The 18531-nt window shown below is 71.0% G+C and carries 19 protein-coding genes and 1 pseudogene; 12 read left to right on the top strand and 8 right to left on the bottom strand.

What is annotated here, in order from left to right:
- Nucleotides 1-194: 194 nt before the first annotated feature.
- Entirely contained in the window at nucleotides 195-752 is a 558-nt protein-coding gene (locus CFP66_RS49155; RefSeq protein WP_094923186.1) for a hypothetical protein, read from the top strand.
- Nucleotides 753-875: 123 nt separating this feature from the next.
- On the opposite strand, the gene CFP66_RS12210 is transcribed toward CFP66_RS49155, so the two are convergent.
- Together CFP66_RS12210 and CFP66_RS12205 are read right to left on the bottom strand one after the other, a co-directional pair.
- Nucleotides 876-1754: an aminoglycoside phosphotransferase family protein gene (locus tag CFP66_RS12210; protein ID WP_233159368.1), complete on the bottom strand. Its 879-nt coding sequence runs from the start codon at nucleotides 1752-1754 to the stop codon at nucleotides 876-878.
- Between the two features lie 12 nt (nucleotides 1755-1766).
- Nucleotides 1767-3035 carry a hypothetical protein gene (locus CFP66_RS12205; protein WP_094923184.1) on the bottom strand — a complete coding sequence of 423 codons (1269 nt, stop codon included), beginning with the start codon at nucleotides 3033-3035 and terminating at the stop codon, nucleotides 1767-1769.
- Between the two features lie 158 nt (nucleotides 3036-3193).
- On the opposite strand from CFP66_RS12205, the gene CFP66_RS12200 reads away from it, so the two are divergent.
- Nucleotides 3194-4048 carry an alpha/beta hydrolase gene (locus tag CFP66_RS12200; protein WP_369805028.1) on the top strand — a complete coding sequence of 285 codons (855 nt, stop codon included), beginning with the start codon at nucleotides 3194-3196 and terminating at the stop codon, nucleotides 4046-4048.
- Here CFP66_RS12200 and CFP66_RS12195 read toward each other — a convergent pair.
- Complete coding sequence (locus CFP66_RS12195) at nucleotides 4038-5327, bottom strand: hypothetical protein (protein ID WP_094923183.1); 1290 nt, start codon at nucleotides 5325-5327, stop codon at nucleotides 4038-4040. The genes CFP66_RS12200 and CFP66_RS12195 overlap by 11 nt on opposite strands.
- A gap of 408 nt (nucleotides 5328-5735) precedes the next feature.
- On the opposite strand from CFP66_RS12195, the gene CFP66_RS12190 reads away from it, so the two are divergent.
- The 7 genes and pseudogenes from CFP66_RS12190 to CFP66_RS12155 all read left to right on the top strand — a co-directional run bounded on the left by CFP66_RS12190 (nucleotide 5736) and on the right by CFP66_RS12155 (nucleotide 10710).
- A complete protein-coding gene (locus tag CFP66_RS12190) occupies nucleotides 5736-5960 on the top strand; it encodes a hypothetical protein (RefSeq protein WP_094923181.1) in 225 nt (74 codons plus the stop codon).
- Nucleotides 5961-6166: 206 nt separating this feature from the next.
- Nucleotides 6167-6652 (top strand): GNAT family N-acetyltransferase, encoded by a 486-nt coding sequence (locus CFP66_RS12185; protein ID WP_094923180.1) that lies wholly within the window; start codon nucleotides 6167-6169, stop codon nucleotides 6650-6652.
- Nucleotides 6653-7001: 349 nt separating this feature from the next.
- Nucleotides 7002-7580, top strand: coding sequence for an RNA polymerase sigma factor (locus tag CFP66_RS12175; protein WP_094923177.1), 579 nt, complete (start codon nucleotides 7002-7004; stop codon nucleotides 7578-7580).
- Between the two features lie 62 nt (nucleotides 7581-7642).
- Nucleotides 7643-8161 (top strand): annotated as a pseudogene (gene shbA, locus CFP66_RS49150) (RNA polymerase sigma factor ShbA); the annotation flags it as partial.
- A 277-nt stretch (nucleotides 8162-8438) separates the two neighbouring features.
- Entirely contained in the window at nucleotides 8439-9272 is an 834-nt protein-coding gene (locus tag CFP66_RS12165) for a DUF6597 domain-containing transcriptional factor (protein WP_094923174.1), read from the top strand.
- Between the two features lie 122 nt (nucleotides 9273-9394).
- Nucleotides 9395-10315, top strand: coding sequence for an NAD(P)-dependent oxidoreductase (locus CFP66_RS12160; protein WP_094923172.1), 921 nt, complete (start codon nucleotides 9395-9397; stop codon nucleotides 10313-10315).
- An 11-nt stretch (nucleotides 10316-10326) separates the two neighbouring features.
- The gene (locus CFP66_RS12155; RefSeq protein ID WP_094923171.1) at nucleotides 10327-10710 is read left to right on the top strand and encodes a PPOX class F420-dependent oxidoreductase; all 384 of its coding nucleotides are present in this window, start codon (nucleotides 10327-10329) and stop codon (nucleotides 10708-10710) included.
- 46 nt (nucleotides 10711-10756) lie between these two features.
- On the opposite strand, the gene CFP66_RS12150 is transcribed toward CFP66_RS12155, so the two are convergent.
- A complete protein-coding gene (locus CFP66_RS12150) occupies nucleotides 10757-11656 on the bottom strand; it encodes an SDR family oxidoreductase (protein WP_094923169.1) in 900 nt (299 codons plus the stop codon).
- An 84-nt stretch (nucleotides 11657-11740) separates the two neighbouring features.
- Between CFP66_RS12150 and CFP66_RS12145 the strand changes: the two genes are divergently transcribed.
- Nucleotides 11741-12298, top strand: coding sequence for a TetR family transcriptional regulator (locus CFP66_RS12145; RefSeq protein ID WP_094923168.1), 558 nt, complete (start codon nucleotides 11741-11743; stop codon nucleotides 12296-12298).
- Nucleotides 12299-12317: 19 nt separating this feature from the next.
- Here CFP66_RS12145 and CFP66_RS12140 read toward each other — a convergent pair whose 3' ends face one another.
- On the bottom strand, nucleotides 12318-13178 hold the full coding sequence (locus tag CFP66_RS12140) for a helix-turn-helix transcriptional regulator (protein ID WP_094923166.1): 861 nt from the start codon (nucleotides 13176-13178) through the stop codon (nucleotides 12318-12320).
- A gap of 100 nt (nucleotides 13179-13278) precedes the next feature.
- Between CFP66_RS12140 and CFP66_RS12135 the strand changes: the two genes are divergently transcribed.
- Nucleotides 13279-14277, top strand: coding sequence for an aldo/keto reductase (locus CFP66_RS12135; protein ID WP_094923165.1), 999 nt, complete (start codon nucleotides 13279-13281; stop codon nucleotides 14275-14277).
- Nucleotides 14278-14305: 28 nt separating this feature from the next.
- Entirely contained in the window at nucleotides 14306-15340 is a 1035-nt protein-coding gene (locus tag CFP66_RS12130; RefSeq protein WP_233159367.1) for a serine hydrolase, read from the top strand.
- On the opposite strand, the gene CFP66_RS12125 is transcribed toward CFP66_RS12130, so the two are convergent.
- The 3 genes from CFP66_RS12125 to CFP66_RS12115 form a co-directional block, all read right to left on the bottom strand.
- Nucleotides 15315-16199, bottom strand: coding sequence for an alpha/beta fold hydrolase (locus CFP66_RS12125; RefSeq protein WP_233159366.1), 885 nt, complete (start codon nucleotides 16197-16199; stop codon nucleotides 15315-15317). The genes CFP66_RS12130 and CFP66_RS12125 overlap by 26 nt on opposite strands.
- A gap of 301 nt (nucleotides 16200-16500) precedes the next feature.
- Complete coding sequence (locus CFP66_RS12120) at nucleotides 16501-16887, bottom strand: VOC family protein (protein ID WP_094923827.1); 387 nt, start codon at nucleotides 16885-16887, stop codon at nucleotides 16501-16503.
- A gap of 443 nt (nucleotides 16888-17330) precedes the next feature.
- Nucleotides 17331-17861 carry a hypothetical protein gene (locus tag CFP66_RS12115; protein WP_143517232.1) on the bottom strand — a complete coding sequence of 177 codons (531 nt, stop codon included), beginning with the start codon at nucleotides 17859-17861 and terminating at the stop codon, nucleotides 17331-17333.
- Nucleotides 17862-18531: the final 670 nt, after the last annotated feature.

The raw sequence follows: 18531 nt of genomic DNA, 5'->3' as shown, positions 1-18531 counted from the left end.
AATTTCTTGAGGGATATTGGGGGGTATCGCCGCTAGCGCGAGCAGTGCGCCTTGCCCGCATCAACGCGCACTGGCATCGAGTGCGGGCACTGCGCAGGGAACGAGCGGCGGTGGCCCGGCAGAAGGGCAGTCGAAGAGCACAGTTAGATGCGCCAGGGGTCCCTCCTGGGCAGGGTCCTGCACTGCGAGCCGAAATGGCCGAACTGGCAGCCGTGCACTCTGAGCTGGACCGGATCGCGGATGCCTTCCCGGTCAATCGAGACGAGTTCATGCCGACTCGTCTGGGCAACATCCTGCGTCGATACGAGTGGACGGTGGGCTCCGCTTACAATATTGATCCGATCGTATCGGTCCCGTATCTGATTAGCGTATCGGATCCCGCAGACGTCGAGTACATGGAGGATCAACGGTCGCAGCTCGATCTCGCAGTTCGGATGACGGTTGTGTCGCTGCTGGCGACAGCCTTGACTGTCGTCTTCCTTGCCCGGCACGGGTCGTGGCTCCTCGTCGCGCTAGTCCCTTACGCGGCGGCGTACCTCGCGTACCGTGGATCAGTGGTCGCAGCTGCTGAGTACGGCCGGGCGCTGAGCGTTCTGATCACGTTAAATCGCTTCGCACTCTACGAGCGTTTACGACTTCAGATGCCGGCAACGACCGATGCTGAGCGGGCGCAGAACGCGGATCTCATGCACTTTCTTCGCGACGGCCGCACCGACGGGCTCTCGCTAACCTATCAGCCTCCGTCGGCTTGACCGTGGCGTCCGGTATTCGCGACCTCGTCAAGGAGGGCATCGCCGCGATTCCGGTCGTTGATCGCTGACAGGCATAAGTTCTCGTCCTTCGAACCTGAAGCGCCCGTGACGGTAATCGCACCTTCAGAACGCGGTCCACGTCCAGGGTTTCGGGACCGTGCCGCGGATGCAGGCCACGCGGTGGCGGATTTCGGGGAGCGCCGGTGGGTCGTCGGCCTTGCTGAGTGCGAAGGCGACCCATCGCAGCTCTTGGATGGCGGTGGCGAGCGGGTAGGCGGGCCAGGTGAGGACGTCGTCCCCGTAGGCGTCGACGAAGTTGGTGTACTCGTCGCGGCTGATCCGGGCGAAGTCGGTGTGGTCGACGGCGATCTGTACGAGGTCCCAGGCGGCGTCGCCGAGGGAGACGTTCTCGAAGTCGAGCAGGATGGGTGGGCTGTCGTCGATGACGGCGAGGTTGCCTTGCCACGCGTCGCCGTGCATGAGGCGGGGTGGGCGGAACGGTGCCTGCTGTGCGAACTCCTGGCGGAGTTGCGCGAGGTGGCGGGAGAGCCAGCTGCGATCGTCGTCAGGCAGCGCTCTGGTCTCGTGGATGCGGGTCGAGATCCCGCGGAACGGGTCGTGGCGGGGGAGTGCGAACGGGGGTGGGGGGAGGGCGTGGACGTCGCGCAACACTGAACCGAGCTCGCCCGTGGTGCCCGGCCTGTGCGGGGGAAGTGCTACCCACCAGGTGATGGGGCGCTGCCCTAAGAGAGTCGGCTGGGGTACGTCGTGCAGGGGGGTAGTGACGGCGAGGCCCTGGGCAGCGAGCCACCGCGCGACGCGGACCTCTCGTTCGGCGACGACCGCACGACCGGCCGGCGCCACACGTGCGATCACGCCTCCGGGTAGCCGGAACATCGCGTTGCTTCCGTTCCTGAGCAGGCGCGGATTGCTGCCGTCGACCCCGGCGAGGCCTGCTGCGTCGGTCACCACCTGTTCGAGGGTCTCGGCGTCGATCGGCACCGTCCGATCCTGTCAGGAGCGGCGAGGCAACGCTTCGATCATCTGTCGCAACTCGACGGTCGAGCCGGTTGGCCGCACTCGCGACGCTGCGGCGAGCCCGGACAACTCCTGGTGCATCCGCTGTGACCGGAATTGTGCTGCCTCCCTGAGGGCGATTCGACCGATGGCCGATGCCTCGTCAGGGTCACCGAGCTTCATGAGCAGTGTCGCCAGTCGAGTTCGCGAGAAGGTGCGTGAACGCGGGTACGCGTCTCCCGCGGACTCGATAGCTTCGGCCAGGCGTGCGGCCGCGGGCCGGGGGTCACGTCGGGCCTCAGCGAGTACCGCGAGGACGCGGCCTGTGCTCCCCTGGTGCTCCGCCTGGTCGTAGTAGCACAGCCATGGCGGATCGACTGCCGCGTCGGAGCGGGTCATCCAGTCGTCAGCGCGGGTGATCTCGGCCGCTGCCTCCGCTTGGCGGTCCAGGTGCGCGAGCGCTCGGGCGCGCAGCATGCCCGTCATCGCCTGCGCGGTCGCCGTGAGCCGATCCGAGCGGACCTGCGCCAGCTCGACCAGCGAAAGCGCGTCGTCGAACCGCCCCCCGTGAGCCGCGGTGCGCGCCATCTCCGCGAGGACGTTGGAGCGGAGCTGCCACGACCCGGCGTCGTTCGCGCATCGCAAGGCGAACTGGAAGCACGTCTTCGCCGCCTTGTGATCGCCGATGTCGAAGGCGGTGAACGCGACCACGCCGGCCATGTTCCCGACAGCCTCCGCCATGGCGCTGCTCACTGCGTTGGACGCGGGAACGGAGAGCAGCTCGGCCGTCGCCCGCAGCTGTGAGACCGCCGCGTGGCACGTGACGCCGCCGCCGAAGAGGTTCTCCGATCTCGCGAGCACAGTCGTCGCGTTCCGAATCTGCTCGACTTCCGGCCATCCGGCGTGTGCAGGGACGGGGAGGCGTACCTCCAACATGCCGAGCTCGTCATTTCCCGCCGCCGGGCCGCGGGGAGTGGGACGGAACCCGAGCCCGGCGTCGGTCGCTCCGAGCACTTTCCGCAGAGCCGAGCGGTACGCGGCGTTCGGCCACCGCACTGCGCCGCGCTCGTACCGGGCGATGGTGTGGGCGTCGAGGGCGTAGCGGCGGCCCGTGCTCTGCCAGAGTTCGGCGTTGACCGCTTCGGCGAGTTCTGCCCGGCTCATGACCTCGCCCGGGATCGAGGGCGATGGCCGGGACTCGCGCAGCACACGCAGCCTGGCGTTCGGCTCCACGGCACCCCCCACGAGCGCGAGCGTAGCGGCCACGCTCGGCGATGCGACGACTACAGAATGCCCCAGGTTGCCCGCCGGTGTGCCCTCCTTCCACAGGCCGGAGAGCCAGATTCTCGTAGCGGTGGGACGAGCGGGCGGGACTTCTCTGAGACATCGGTCGGCGGTGTGTGGTTCGCGGTCCCCAACACGAGATGGCCTCCGGGCACGAACGATCTGGCTGCTGCGAACGACAGGATGGGACCGTGATGATGCCCAGCGGGAGCGTAGTGATCAGGTCGTTGGACGGGATCGAGCTGTCCGCGACGGTGCTGACCCCGGATCGACCGGTGGCCGGGGTGGTCCTCGTGCACGGTGGCGGTGTCACCCGCGAGGAAGGCGGCTTCTTCACACGGCTGGCGGAGGCGCTGGAGGCGTCGGGAGTGGCGTCGCTGCGCCTCGACCTCAGAGGGCACGGCACGAGCGGCGGTCGGCAAGAGGACTTGACGCTGGCCGGGGTGGCGAACGACGTGCGAGCCGCGGGGGAGTATCTGGCCTCCGACGTCCGCCTGAGGACGGTCGGTGTCGTCGGCGCGAGCTTTTCGGGGGGTGCCTGCGCGATGCTCGCAGCGCGCCGTCCACAGCTGGTCGATCGGCTGGTGCTGTTCAACCCGTTGCTCGACTACAAGAAGCGGTTCATCGACGACAAGGACTACTGGTCGGACGACCGCATCGACGGCAGTGGAGCTGAGCGGCTCGTGACCGATGGCTACGTCGCGCACTCGCCGTCGTTCCGGCTCGGCCGGGCGCTGCTGAACGAGGTGTTCTGGGTCGATGCCCGTGCCGAACTGGCTCGGGTCGAGGCGCCGACCCTGCTCGTGCACGGAACGCGGGATACGTTCATCCCGATCGAGTCGTCGCGGGCAGCGTCCGGTGTGCACGAGCTGATGGAGATCGAGGGTGCGCAGCACGGCATCGCCGTGCACGACGACCCTGGCTACCGCGATCCTCAGACGCAGGAGTGGCAGCGAGCGGTGATTGACCGGACGGCGCGCTGGTTCACTGGCTGAGCAGCTTCGCAAGCGCTTGATCCAGCTCCCGGACCGCAGGTCTGTTGCTCCATGGCTGGAGCGCGATCGCGGTGGTGCGTGCTTCGCGGACGGTGCGCCGGGAACCGGTCTGAACGGCGATCGGGAGTGCGGCGGTGGTAGTGCGCGCTGCCTCGTCAGGCTCTCCGCTGAGTGCCATGGCGGTGGCCATGAGCGTCGAGAAGTAGGCGCGGTCGTGCACCGACGATGAGTCGCGGTCGAGGAAGTCGCGGTAGGCGGCCACGGCGTCGCGAGGGCGTCCGGCTCCCGTGAGACACACCGCTTCTTGCAGGTTGAGGAGCGTTGAGCTGTAGGTGCCGCCAGGCCTGTCGTCGCCGGCCGGCCGCTGGTCTGCGATGAGGTTCCTCGCCACGTCGAGCTTGCGGCGGATGCCGTGCTCCGGAAGGCCGAGCATCGCCTCACCACGAGCTTCCTGCTGGCGTACCTCGGCGCGCAGACCGGCGGATACCTCGGAGTCGAACCGGCGAGCCGCCCGGGCAAGGCCGAGCATTCGCTCGGCGTCGCGCTGGTCGTAGGCGGCTTGTGCCTTCCGCAGCAGGACGTATGCCTGCATGGGGTGGTCCTGGTTCTCCTGCGCCCAGTCCATCGCTCGGTTGTGCCAGAACAGGCTTCGGTTCGGCCTACCAAGATCGCGGTACAGGAATCCGGCGAACTCTGCTGCTCGGGCACCGGTGTGGAGTAGGGCGGCACGGTCCGTTCCCCGTGCGGTGCCCAGAGCTGTCGTCAGGTCGCGCAGGAGTCGGGTGACGCCGGGGATCGGCCGCTCCGGACCTTGGGCGGTGTCGAGGGCCTGCAACTGACCGAGGGCCGCGTTGTAGACATCCGGATCGGGGAGGCCGGTGGCGCCGGCCGCGATGGCTGCGACTCCAACTCGCAGGAAGTCTCGACGATCCACACCAGCAGTGTCGCTGTTCTTTGCCACCTTCCGTGACACCGCTGGTCGGGTCGCCAGAGAGGGGGATGTCGCGCCGCGTGGGGTCGGCCGGAAGCCGAGCTCAGCGTCGGTGTTAACCCCGAGGACGGCCCGCATGGCCGAGCGGTACGCGGCATTGGGCCACCGCACAGTGCCGCGTTCGTAGCGAGCGACGGTGTGTGCGTCGAGAGCGAAGCGTCGACTCGTCGTGCGCCACAGCTGCTCGTTGACGGCTTCGGCGAGTTCTGCGCGGGTCATCACCTCACCGAAGAAGGTGGGAGAAGCGAGTGACTCGCGCAGCGTGCGCAGCTTGGTGTTCGGCTCCATGGCACCCCCAGGCGCGAGCGTAGCGGCAACGCTCGGCGATGCAGCGATTACAGAATGCCCCAAGATGCCCGTCGGCGTGCCCTCCTTCCACAGGCCCGAGAGCCCGATGCTCGGGGCACTGGGACGAGCGGGCGTGTTGCCTCGCAGCCGCCTGCTGGTCCCAAGTCCTGACCGGCACGATCACTGGAGACGACATGCATAGCGGCCCCGATCCGGCGCCAGGCGTGGCCGGCTGTATCGACGCCGCGGCGCGCTTCCTCGCCGCGCAGCCCGGAGCCGTCGAGCGGATGTTGAACATCCACCGCCCCCGTGGGGATGGGCGCTGCTCTGGGTGCCTACCGCTGGTGCACTGGCCGTGCACGATGGCGAACATCGCGCGCGCCGCTGCGGCGCGGAGACACCCGGTCCATGGCGAGCGCTGACAGCGCGGCCGTCGACACCGTGTGGGACACCTGCGTGATCTACGTCGAGCGGCGGCGACGGTGGTGGTGGAACGCGTGGCGCCCGTGCACGTCCACCGAACTGTCAGGGTTCGCCGAGTCCGAGGAGCAGGCGCGGCGGGAGATGGCGCTGGCGGTGGTGGAGGCCGGGTCGTCACCCTCCGCGGAGGTCGTGCGCTCCGCGTACCCGTGAGGTGTCCGCCCCGGACCGCTCCTCCCCGCTGGGCGGCCGGCGCGGCCGTCCCTCGCCTCCGCCGACAGCCCGTTGGGGCGCGTCGTAGCCGTGATCGAGCCGCAGCGGCAGACGGTCGGGATCATCTAATCGGCGCCCGATTCGTCCGCGCGAGCAGGCCGATGCCGAGCCAGAAGCCTCCACCGGAGCTGAGGGACAATGCATCCGTGATCACCAGGCCCGCGCGCCGAGAGGATCTGTCGGGATACCTGCAGTTGGCTGCGCAGGTCGAGCACTGGTTCGGGCCGATGGTGGAGGACGAGGGCTTCCGGGCCGCAGTGGTGCGGAACATCCGGAGGGGCAGCGCACTCGTCGTCGATGGCGAGCAGGAGGCCGGCCTCAGGGGTGGGCTGCTCTTCGGCGGGAGGTTCCCGACCTTTCACGTGCACTGGCTCGTCGTGGCCGAGCACGGGCGCCGACAGGGCGTGGGCCGGGCTCTAATCGCCGACGCGATCTCCAGGTTCGTGCACGAACCACGCGCCGCCGTCGAGGTGATCACTTTCGCCGAGGAGCATCCCGCGGCGTGGATCAGCGGTGCCCGGGCCTTCTACGAACGACTCGGGTTCGTCGCTGCCGAACCCGCGGATGCAGGCCCGGAAGGTGGGCCTCGACAGGTCTACCGCCTGAACCTCGACGGCGGCCGTACGGATTAGCTCGAGGATGGCGGTAGCCGACCGGGAGTGCGCGGTCGAAGTCGCCGGTGCGCGTACGCCGCGGATGTTGGGCATCCACCCCCTGGTAGACGGGCGCTGTTCCGGGTGCCTGCCGCTCGTGCACTGGCCGTGCACGATGGCGAACATCGCCCGCGCCGCGGCCAGCCGGATCCGCGCGACGGGCGGCGAGCGCTGACCGGAACGTACTGCAGGGGCGAGCGGACCAGTTCGAAGAATTCCGGTTCGCCGATGCACACCACGGAGGGCTGGGGGCTCTAGGAGACGAGGAGTCCGACGCCCACCGAGAGGATCGCCCTGATGCCCCCCATGCACGACACCGGAGTGCCTGATGTCGAGTGAGCCCGAAGAGGGTGCTCCGGTGCAGCCGGCTCATGAGCAGGCGCTGCCGAGCAGCCGGGCCGTCCACGATCCGGTGGAGCTCGCGGCGTTCGCGAAGTTCTACCGCGAAGCCGTTCCCGGGCTGATCGGGTTCCTCCGGTTGCTGGGCGCCTCCTACCCCGTCGCCGCCGACTGCGTGCAGGACACGATGCTCAAGGCGCTCCCTCCGGTCTGGGGGACGCTCACCCACCCCCGGGCCTGGTGCCGCACCACCTGCATGCACGCGTACCGCCGCCAGGCTGCCCGTAACCGGGAGGAGCCGGTCGCCGACATCGTGCTGACCGACCATCCCCTGCTCTCGTCGGACACCGACTTCGACGAGCTCGAGCAGCGTTTCGAGGTCGTCCAGCTCCTCGAGCGCCTTCCGCTCCGTCGCCGTCAGGTGATGGTCTGCATCCTCGACGGGGCCACCTACGACGAGATCGCGGAGGCGCTCGGGATGACGCCGGCGACCGTCCGGTCTACGCACCGCTACGCGAAGCTGGACGTCGCCCGGTTCCTCGGGGAGAACGGCGGTGCGTCCCGGTGAACTCCTCGCATCCGACCGCGCGCGACGCTGCCGACGAGTCCGCTGCCCCTCAGAACCACGGCGTGCGCGACGAGCTCCTGAACCGCGCCGTTGCCGGCGACCATGCCGCTGTCGAGGCCGTGATCGCTTTCATCCGGCCCCTGGTCGAAAGGTACTGCCGGGCGCGCCTGGGGAGGGACCGATCGGGCCTCTTGGTCGACGACGTCGTGCAGGAGGTGTGTCTGGCGGTGTTCACGGCCTTGCCCACATATCGCACCCGCGGCCGTCCGTTCCTCGCGTTCGTCTACGGCGTCACGGCGCACAAGGTGACCGACGCGCTCCGCGGAGCGATCCACGACCGGTCGGTATCGGTCGCGGATGTGCCGGACCGAGTCGACATCGGCGACGAGCCGCACATGCGCGACGAACTGACTCGCATGCTCGGCACCCTCCCGAAGGCGCAGCGGGAGGTCCTGGTGCTGCGAATCGTCGTCGGCCTCTCCGCGGAGGAGACGGCGGAGGTCGTCGGTTCCACTCCCGGCGCCGTGCGCGTCGCGCAGTACCGGGCGCTGGCTCGGCTGCGCGCGGAGAGGACGCGGGAGGGGTCCACGGCACCCGATTTCGTCGATCTCCTCACCGAACCCGGGGAAGCGCATCTCCGTCGTGACTACCAGGTCTACGTGACGGCTCTGGCGTCTGCGCTCGACCTCGACGCCGGACTCGCTCACCTCGAGGACCGTCACGGCCACCGCGACTTCGTCGCCGGGCTCGCCGGTCAGCTGAACCTCGACGCCGGCCTCGACGCGCTCCTGCGGAGCACGGAGGCCGAGCGGCCGTGACGTCGACCCGCTCGCGGCGATTCGGTGCCAGGATTCCGAAGTGGAGTCCTACGTCGAGCACCCGCCCCTGCCGGGGTTGGCCGGCGTGGTGCGGACGGTCTGGATCCAGCGCACCGGTGAGGCCGGCTACGTGCAGCGGCACCTGCCCACCGGCGGCGTCGAGATCCACTTCCCGATCGGGGGCCGTCCGCAGCTGGTCGGTCCGCTGACCGGCCCGCGGATCGAGGTCATCCCGCCGCACACCACCATCGTGGGTGTGCGGTTCCGGCCCGGGTCGGCGCCGCTCCTGCCGACGGTGCTCGACGACCTGGTGGATCAGAGCCTGGGCCTGGCGCAGCTGTGGGGGAGCCCGGTGGAGCGCCTTGCGGAGTCGATGGCCCTGGCCGGGACGCCCGAGCGGGCGCTCATGGTCCTGCAGGCCCACCTCCTGCAGGAGTTCCGGAGGGTGGTCCGCGTGGACCCGCTGGTGGGCGAGGCCGTGAACGCGCTGATGCCCTGGCACCCGGTCGACATCGCCGGTCTGGCCGGCCACCTGGCGCTCTCGGCGAGCCAGCTGCGCCGCCGCTGCCTGCACGCGGTGGGGGTGGGGCCCAAGACCCTCCAGCGGACCTTGCGCTTCCAGGGCTTCCTCGCGCTCGTCCAGGCCGGCGCCACCGCCTCGGGTCGACGTGGCGCCGACGGCGTGGCGGGCCTGGCTGTCGATGTCGGCTACGCCGACCAGGCGCACCTGAGCCGGGAGTGCCTCCGCCTGACCGGCCTCACCCCGCGCCGGCTCCTCGGTGGCGACATCGACCGCTGCGCCTGCGGCCACGAGCATTCCGCGTCCTACGCGCCCTTCCTCGCCACCCGGAGCAGGCCGCCGCTGCGCGTCTGACCCTGGGCGTCTGACCCTGGGCGTCTGACCTTGCGCGATTCGTTCAAGAACCGGCCGCGTGCCACGCATAGTTTCGGCTCGTGCCCGACGTGGCCGGGAGCACCACCGAAAGAGGTGTCCAGATGATCCTCGTGACCGGCGGGCTCGGCATGATCGGCGCCCACACCGCCCGCGCGCTCGTCGACCTCGGGCATGAGGTCGTCGTCACCGCGCACCACCGCACCGAGGTCCCGCCGTTCCTCGACGGCAGGGTCACCGTGGAGCCCCTCGACGTCACCGACCGGGACGCCTTCCTCGCGCTCGGCGGGCGCCACCGGATCAGCGACGTCGTCCACCTCGCCGGCACCGTCCCCGACGCGGACCCGGTCCGGTTCTTCCGCACGGACACGGCCGGGCTGCTCAACGCGCTGGACGCCGCCCGCGCCTGGGGCGTGCGCCGGTTCGCCGTGGCCAGCAGCCTCGGCGTCTACATCGGACGCAGCGAGATCCCGTGGACGGAGGACCTCGCGCTGCCCACCGCGACGCTGCCGCACCTGATCATCGCGTTCAAGAAGGCCGTCGAACCGCTCACCACGCACAGCCTCGCGGGCAGCGGGGTCCAGCCGGTCGTGCTGCGCATCGGCAGCATCTGGGGTCCGCTGATGGACCCGGCATCACCGTTCAACCCCATCCCGCCCTACATCAGCGCGGTGCTCCGCGGCGAGCAACCGCCGCCACTGCACGCCGACGACGGCGGCGACAGCTGCTACGCCCCCGACGCCGGGCGCGCGATCGCCCTCCTGGCGACCGCGCCGACGCTGCGCCACGACACCTACAACGTCTCCAGCGGCCGGCCGTTCACGCACCGCCGGCTCGCGGACGCACTCCAGGCGATCACCCCCGGCCTGCGGCTCGACCTCCTGCCCGGGCGGCAGGCAGGCCCCGGCGACGACCCCTACCTCGACATCACCCGGCTCGCCCATGACACCGGCTTCGCGCCGGCCTTCGACGTCGCCGCGGCGGTCGCCGACTACGTCGCCTGGCGAGCCGGCAACCCCCGATGAAGGAGCACACCATGCTCGACCCCGACGTGCGCCGCGTCCTCGAGGGCACCTCGATCGCGCACCTCGCCACCGTCCTCCCGGACGGCACGCCCCATTGCGTCCCCCTCTACGTCGGCGTCCACGACGATCGGATCGTCCTCTTCACCGGTCCGGGCACGCGCAAAGCGCGCAACCTGCGCCGCGACCCGCGGCTGGCACTGTCCATCGCGCCCGCCGACAACCCGTTCGAGCCCGTCGTCGTGCGGGGGCGGGTCGTCGAGTGGATCGAGGGCGACGCGGGGTGGGAGATCATCGATCAGCTGGCCGGGAAGTACACGGGCACGCCCTATCCCCGAGATGAGGAGCGCGTCGTGGCCGTGATCGAGCCGGAGCGGCAGACGGTCGGGATCGGGTGAGCGGCGCCGGCAACCCTGGCTGTGGGACCAGGTGCGCGCTGCCGAGTCACTCCGGCAGCGCGTACGCCCCCGCGGCGATGTCCTCGAACAGCGTCGGGCCCGTCGGTGTCCAGCCGAGCACCTCCTGGGTGCGGGCGTGCGTCGTGGCGGCGTCCATGCCGAAGAAGCCGCTGATCCAGCCGAAGTGGGCCGCGGCGTCCTCCGGCGCGACCGACGCCGTCGGCAGGCCCAGGTAGGAGCCGATGGCGGCGGCGATGTCGCGGGTCGGCAGGGCGTCCTCGCCCGCCGCGTGCATCCGCGAACCCGCCGGTGCCTTGTCCAGCGCGAGGCGGACCATCCGCGCGGCGTCGGAACGGTGCACGGCCGGCCAGCAGTTCGTGCCGTCGCCGATGTAGCCGGCCACGCCGTGCTCCGCCGCGATCCTCGTCAACACCGCGGTGAAGCCGGGGTCGCCCATGCCGTGGACGGTGGCCGCGAAGCGCAGCGCGACCGGGCGGACCCCGAGTTCGGCGTAGGACAGGGCGAGGTTCTCGCTGCCGCCGCGCATCGAGTCGGGACCGTGGTGGGGCACCGTGTCGTCCTCGGTGAGCGGCCGTCCGGGCACGCCTCCTGCCAGGCCGGACGCGAGCAGGAACGGCCGGTCGCTGCCCTTCAGCGTGTCGAGCATCCGCTGGACGGCGGCGTGCTCGGTGCGGCCGGCGCCGGCGTAGTCGGAGAAGTCGTGCTTGAAGGCGAGGTGGATGACGGCGTCGGCGGCCTCGGTCGCGGAGGCGAGGCTGTCGAGGTCGTCGAGGCTGCCTCGGTGCGCACCGGCGCCCTTCGCCTCGAGTGCGGCGGCGGAGGTGTCGGAGCGGGCGAGGCCGACGACCTCGTGTCCGTGGGTGAGGAGTTCGTCGGTGACGGCCGAGCCGATCCAGCCGGAGGCACCGGTGACGAAGACGCGCATGGTGGGCTTCTCCCTAGTGATGACAGTGACCGACATCGACGTTAGCACTGCATGTCGGTCACTGTCATCACTACACTTCTCGGCATGGGTCGTTGGGAGCCGGACGCGCGGGGGCGGATGATCCGCGCCGCGGTGGAGCTCTACGCGGAGCGCGGCTTCGAGCAGACCACCGCAGGCGACATCGCCGAAGCCGCCGGCGTCACCGAGCGCACCTTCTTCCGGCACTTCGCCGACAAGCGGGAGGTGCTCTTCGACGGCTCGGAGGACATGCAGCACGCCGTGCGCGAGGCGATCCTGGCCGCCGCGCCGGAGGCCCCGCCGCTCGACGCGGCGATCGCGGGGATGGTCGCGGCCACCGTCATGCTGGACGCCCGGCGCGACCACGCCGTCCGCCGCGCCCGGATCGTCGAGGCCAACCCGGCCGTGCGGGAGCGCGAGCTGCTCAAACTCGCGGCGATGGTCGGCGTGACCACCGACGCGCTGCACATCCGCGGCGTCACCGAGCCCGCCGCGAGCCTCGCCGCCCACAGCGCGGTGTCGGTCTTCCAGGTCGGGTTCACACGCTGGGTCACCGAGGACGATGCGCCGGGCTTCGTCGCCTGCATCGCGGATGCCGCGGTGGCGCTGCGTGCCCTGAGGTGACGACCCCGAGCCGGCCCCTTCAGCGCCTGGCCGCGTCCGCAGCGTCGGTGGGGAACTCCTCGGTGCCGAGCACCTGCAGCAGCGCCAGCCGCTCGCGGGCCTCGGCGTCGGCGGGGGTGAGCACCAGCAGTTGCTGACCCTGGTCGGGCGTGACGAGCGTTTCGCAGTCCATCAACAGGGGGCCCACCCGCGGGTGCACCAGGGTCTTGAGGTCGGCGCGTCGCACCGACACCTCGTGCTCGGCCCAGAGCCGGCGGAAATCGGCGCTCACGGCCTGCAGCCGCTCGACGAGCCCGGTGACTTCCGGGTCGCGGGACCGGCGTCCGGCGGTCGCACGCAGGTCGGCCACGAACTGGCGGGAGTGGCGGTCCTGTTCCTCGGGCGGGTGGACGGCGCGGGCGGCCGGCTCGGTGAACCAGCGGTAGACGATGTAGCGCCGGTCGCCGGTGTAGGCCGTGTGGTCGCCCATCAGCAGGAGGGACGCCCGGTTCTGGGCGAGGATCTCGCCCAGGTCGGACATCACCAGGGCTGGGGTGTCGCCGAGCAGGTCGAGCATGCGCAGCAGCCCGGCGCGAGCCATGCGGGCCACCCCGTCGGCCGGCGGGGGCCGGTGGCCGGCCAGGTGGAACAGGTGCGCGCGCTCGTCGTCGGAGAGGCGCAACGCCCGGGCCAGCGCGCCGAGCAGCTGGGTGGAGGGCTGGCTGCTGCGGCCCTGCTCGAGGCGCACGACGTAGTCGACCGACATCCTGGCGAGCATCGCCACCTCCTCCCGGCGCAGGCCGGAGGTGCGCCGGCGGGGCCCGTCGGCGACGCCGACCTCGGCCGGGCGGATCGCCTGCCGGCGGCGGCGCAGGAAGTCGGCGAGCTCGTCGCGCTGCATGACCCCATGCTCCTCCGCGGGCGTGCGCCGATCCAGGGAGCGGCTCTCCCACGATGAACGCTCCGTTCCCGGGCGGGCCGATCGGGCACAAGGTGGGCCCATGCAGACACGAACTCTGGGACGCACCGGGCCCGCCGTCTCCGCGCTGGGCCTGGGCGCGATGGGCATGTCGGGTGAGGCCTACGGCGCCACCGACCGCGCGGAGAGCATCGCCACGGTGCACGCCGCACTGGAGGCCGGCGTCACGCTGATCGACACCGGCGACTTCTACGCCATGGGCCACAACGAGTTGCTGCTCGCCGAGGCGCTGCGCGGCCGGGACCGGGACAGCTACCAGCTGAGCGTCAAGTTCGGCCAGCTGCGGGGGCCGGGCATGGTGCTGGGCGGGCAGGACAACCGGCCCGCGGCGATCAAGAACTTCCTGGCCTACTCGCTGACGCGGCTGGGCACCGACCACATCGACGTCTACCGCCCGGCCCGGCTGGACCCGGCGGTGCCGATCGAGGAGACGGTCGGCGCGATCAAGGAGATGATCGACGCAGGGTACGTCCGGCACATCGGCCTCTCGGAGGTCGACGCCGCGACGATCCGCCGCGCACACGCCGTGCACCCGATCGCCGACCTGCAGATCGAGTACTCGCTCCTGTCCCGCGCGGTCGAGGCGGACGTCCTGCCGACGTTGCAGGAGCTGGGCATCGGCATGACCGCGTACGGGGTGCTCGGCCGCGGCTTGATCTCCGGCCACTGGTCGCCCGGCCTCGTCTCCGGCCCCGGTGACATGCGTGCCCACAGCCCCCGGTTCTCGAGCGGGAACGTGGAGCACAACCTCGCCCTGGTGGAGGCGCTGCGCCGCGTCGCTGCGGCGAAGGGCTGCACCGTGGCGCAGCTGGCCATCGCGTGGGTGGCCGCGCAGGGCACCGGCATCGTGCCGCTCGTCGGCGCCCGCACGCGCGGGCGGCTGGCCGAGGCGCTGCCCGCGATCGAGCTGGACCTCACCGCGGACGACCTCGCCCAGATCGAGGAGGCGGTGCCGGCAGGCTCGGCGCGCGGCGACCGCTACCCGGCCGCGCACATGTCGAGCCTCGGCGTGGGGAACTGAACCCCACCCGCCGCCTACGGTCGGGTCCGTGGCGCAACTCGACGGCATCAGGCGAGCCGCGGCGGAACAGGCCCGGCGGCCCACCAGCGGTATCGACGACATCGCCGCCTACTGCGAGGCGCAGAACCTCGACGCCGACCACCGGGACGTCCTCGGGCCGCAGCTGGCCGGCGGTGGTGCCGGCGGCGTCGTCGTGCTCGACGGCTCGATCGTCGCGGAATGGGGAGATCCCCGTCGCCCGGAGATGGCCTTCAGCGCCACCAAGTCCATCGTCTCCCTGGTCGCGGGCACGGCGTTCGACGACGGCCTGTTCGCGCTCGACGCGCCCGTCGTCGACACCGTCGAGCTCTCGCAGTTCGGCGAGCCGCCTGCCGACCGGATCACCTGGCGCCACCTGCTCGAGCAGACCAGCGGCTGGGACGGGCAACTGTGGGGCAAACCCGCCGTGGCGGACGCCCAGGCCCGCTTGCCCGGCAGCGCCCCGCCCGGAGCCGGCCCGGGCGAGGGCTGGGCCTACAACGACGTCCGCGTCAACCTGGCATGCCTGGCCCTGACCGTGCTGCTGCGACGGCCCCTCCCCGAGGTCCTCGCCGAACGCATCATGGCGCCGGTCGGAGCGTCAGCCGGCTGGGCCTGGCACGGCTACCGCAACTCCGTCGTGCGGGTCGACGGGCGAGACCTGCCGGTGGTCAGCGGCGGCGCGCACTGGGGCGGCGGGCTCTGGATCAGCGCCCTCGACCTGGCGCTGATCGGCGAGCTCTACCGGCGACACGGCCGCGGTCTGGTCAGCAGTACCTGGATCGACCTGAGCTGGACGCCCAGCGCAGCCAGATCCGACTACGGCCTGCTGTGGTGGCTCAACGACCACCGGACCGTCTTCCCGACCGCCCCCGCCACCGGTCGCGCCGCGCGCGGCAACCTCGGGCGTCACCTGCTGTGGATCGACCCCGCTCGCGACCTGGTCATCGCATCGCACTGGAGCGAGAACATCGAAGAGCTGCTGCGCGAGGTGTCGGCGTGCGTGCCGGCGACGCCGCTCAGCCGAACGGCCGGGAATCCGTGAACGGCGAGCGGAGCGCCCGTATGGCGGTGTGCTCGAGCATCGTCGCGATCGTGAGGTCCCACAGCGGAGGCGGCGGGATCTCGTGACCGGCGCCCTCCAGCGGTACCAGACGTGCCCCCGGGATCTCCCTGGCGAGGGCCTCGCCGTGGCCGAGCGGGAAGAGCGGGTCGGTGGTGCCGTGCAGCACCAGCGTCGGCGTCGTGATCTCGCCCAACCGGAGATGATCCGACCCGTCGTCGGCGATCACGAAGTGGTTAGTCAGGCTCGCGGCCATGTCGGTGGTGCGATCCACCTCGAGCGCGGCGAGCCTGCGTACCCGCGGCTCGTCGAAGCCCAGACCGCCCGCATAAGGGCGTTCTACCGCCACCCGGTAGTCGACCACGGCGTCCCGGTCGGACCAGTCCGGCTCGGGGTCGGGATCGGTGAACGACGCGGCCACGGCGGGCGCCATCGGCGGCAGGCCGTTCTCGACGCTGCCCGGTCCCGCCGCGCTGGACTCGACGAGGACCAGCGACCGGACCCGGTCGCCGTGCTCGGCCGCGAGGTACATGGCGATTCCGCCGCCCATCGACATGCCCACCACGTGGGCCTGGTCCACGCCCAGGCCGTCGAGCACTCGCAGTGGGTCGGTGGCCAGGTCCGTCGACGTGTAGTCCGGGGACCCCGCCGGGGACGCGATCGACCGCCCGGTGTCGCGGTGGTCGTACCGCACCACGTACCGGCCGCCGCCGGCCAGCCGGGCGCAGAACTCGTCCTCCCACCACACCATCGACTGGGCCCCGCCGGCCACCAGCAGCACGGCCGGGTGTGACGGGCTCCCGAACGTCTCGATGCACAGTCGCACGCCGTCGATCGTCATCGTCGTCTCCGCCATGGGGGTATGACCGTGCGCCCCTGCAGAACTCATCGGCCACAGGCGGTGATCCACACGAGAGACGTTCTCGTCACCGTGACGTGCTGCTCGTGGAGATCGAGGCGGGGTGGCCGCCGGCACGATGGTGTGCGGCTGGGAGGGATCATGGCGCTGGGAGCGTCGTGCTGATCTGGCATCAACCCGCGAACGTCGCGGTGCTCGAGGACGGGCGAGGGCCGTGCGCTTCGCGACCGTCGACGCGTGTGTCGCGTGCCCAGGTCTCCCGTTCGTACTGCGTTGCCTCCGCTCAGGGGTGGCGCCCCGCGAGGACGCAGAACTCGTTGCCCTCCGGGTCGATGAGCACCACCCAGCTCTCGTCACCCTGGCCGACGTCGGCGTGACGAGCACCGAGGTCGAGCAGGCGGCGGACCTCGTCGTCCTGCTCCCGGTCGGTCGGGTTGACGTCGATGTGGAGCCTGTTCTTGACCGTCTTGCCCTCGGGAACGCGCGCGAACGTCAACGTCGGTGGCACGGGACCAGGGCGGTTCTTGCCTTCAGGCGCCAGGGGGGAGCCGATCGTGACGATGCCGTCCTCGGCGTCCTGGACCTCGTAGCCCAGGACCGAGCACCAGAACCGGGCGAGGCTGCTGGGGTCGGCGCAGTCGATCGCGAGCTCGGTGAATTTGCTGGTCATGTCAGGACCGCTCCGGTCGCGTCGCAGGTAGGCCAGGGTCACATGCTGATCGCTCCTCTGCCCGACGGTGAGGGCGCCGCGGTGGCGAGATCGCTCCTGCAGTGGTGGGTCCTGCTGGGCGATGCGTGATCGATGCGAGTCGCACTTCGGTGTCCGCGGGGCCGCGCTCATGTACGGCTCGGTCTGGTGCCGCGCGCCCCCGGGGGCCGATGTGGCCATCGAACCCGCGCCGGGTCGGCGCGCCGTTCCCGGCTCGCCACCGCTGCCTCGCGCCCCGGACCCGGAGTCTTCTGCGCAGTCGGCGGGTTCCCCTGACCCCGCCCGTCGGCGGGGGACCGGGAGCAGTGGCTGCAACTCGACCCTGATCGGTCGGAGACGACCGCCGAGGACGCGTCTGGTGCCGTTCGCGTTCCTGGCATGACGAAGGCCCCATGACGGTGCGGTCAGCCGACGGGACGGAATGGGACGCACCCGGAGTTCGACACCGTCGCAGCGTTCTCCGGGATGGTGATCAGTACCTGCTCGCCCTCGTTGCCGGTCGAGAAGTCCATCACCGAGCCACTCTCGTCGTTGACGAACACCGAGCACAGCTCGAAGATCCCCGTCTCCGCGCCGGCCGAGCGGTAGCGGCCGGGCGCGACCTCGTCGCCGACGATCCACTCACCCTGCGGGATGGTGCCCGCCTCGGGTCCCTCGGGTTCCGGCGCCGCCTCGACGGTCTGAGCGGTCGCCGGGGCATCCTCACCCGCCGCTGGGGCCAGCGTGGGGGCCGAGGGCGCCGACGAGTTGCTTGACGAGGTCGACGGCGACCCACTCATCGCCCCACAGCCGACGCCAAAGAGGAAGCACAGGGCCCCGACGAGGATCAGCGCGCCCCAGCCGAACTTCTTTGGCTGATTCGTCGGCGGCGCGGGCGGCGGCGGGTAGCCGGGTTGAGGGGCGTAATAGGGCTGCTGAGGGCCGTGGTTGACCACTACGGGTCTCCTGTCTGGATGATGTCGCCGGGCAAGTGTTCGCACCCGGGCGATCAGGTGTTACGGGTGATGAGCAGGACGCACGCCGGTGCCCGTCACGACGGACGCTCGCGGTCGACGGCTGTGGGAGGCGATACCGCCCGTGCTGGTGGAAGCCCCCGGCCAGGGAGACCCGCCGCTCGACGGACGCGGCGGGAAAGGTCGCCTTCATACGGTCACCAGATGCAGTCGGCAGAGATCGCCGCCGGCGTGAGTCCGATTGCCGCCACCCGCTCCGCCGACAACACAGCCAGAGCCCTGCGAGACGCGAACGATCGCGCGATCGAGCAACTCGTCCGGTGCGGATCGTCGATCTGCGCAGTACCTCGATCCGGACGTCAAGTGCGGCCGTTGCGGGAGGGGTTCGAGAACGGCGCCACCGCCAGTTGCGTGGGCACCCGACAGCGACGGGCTCGTCGAAAACGGGCCTGGGCCCGGGCCGGGGACGGCCACCCGGCCGAGCACGATATTCGGTTGTTGCGCCAACCGGGCCGCCCACGGCGGGGAGGTCGAGCCCGGCGCCGGGCCCACTGCGAGTGAGACCGCAGGTGCGGGTGGGGCCGTTCGCCTCGAGCCGGGAACGGCGCGCCCACTGCAAGCCGCTCCCACCCAGCCGAAGCCCCGGAATAGA

It is taken from the genome of Pseudonocardia sp. MH-G8 (assembly GCF_002262885.1).
Classification (GTDB): Bacteria; Actinomycetota; Actinomycetes; order Mycobacteriales; family Pseudonocardiaceae; genus Pseudonocardia.
Note: the sequence above shows the minus strand (reverse complement) of the source record. Positions and strands in the feature narration are given on the sequence as shown.